This window comes from Cryobacterium sp. RTC2.1, from assembly GCF_035018685.1.
GTDB classification, from domain to species: Bacteria; Actinomycetota; Actinomycetes; order Actinomycetales; family Microbacteriaceae; genus Cryobacterium; species Cryobacterium glucosi.
Genome location: NZ_JASJXJ010000348.1, coordinates 1 through 531 on the forward strand (window position 1 = coordinate 1; position 531 = coordinate 531).

At 70.1% G+C, this 531-nt stretch carries 1 protein-coding gene; it reads right to left on the reverse strand.

Annotated features, from left to right (window positions below; all coding sequences use genetic code 11):
- Window positions 1-489, reverse strand: a 489-nt coding sequence (locus QN357_RS19230) for a siderophore-interacting protein (RefSeq protein ID WP_323505432.1), incomplete at its 3' end; no start/stop codon positions are given.
- Between the last annotated feature and the right edge of the window lie 42 nt (window positions 490-531).

The window sequence follows — 531 nt, forward strand, 5'->3', positions numbered from 1 at the left end:
GCGGCTGCGCGAGGCCGGCCCGACGATGACGACGTGCTCGCCGACCTGGGCCGCGGCGAGCCAGCGGGATGCGGGGCCGGGGCCGGAACCGGCGGCATCCGCTGCGTCGTGGGAGACGAAGTCGACGTCGAGTTCGCGGAGGTGCGGGCGCACCCTGCGGACGGTGTAACTGCGGAACGGGTTGCGCTCAGCTTCGGGAAGGGCCCGCCAGCGGTCGTACCAGCCGGTGCCGGTCGAGGCAGGGTCGTGCTGCTCGTCCACTCCGAAATCGGCGAGGCCGACGCCGGGGATCGGCAGGACGAGCTTGATCCGCTGGTCGAGTCCCGCCGTGCCGAAGTGCTCGAATTCCGGACCGGTGAAGGTCACCCGCACAAAATGCGGGCTCAGGCGCCGGATGCCCGCGACCGTCGCCCGGTACGGCCGGTAGCCGGGGCGTGCATCAGGGAGCAGGTCCTCGCCGGTCACCTCGGTGCTGGGTAAGGTAAGCATTACCTAAGTATTGCATCCCCGGGCTCTGCGTGACGTGTGAAT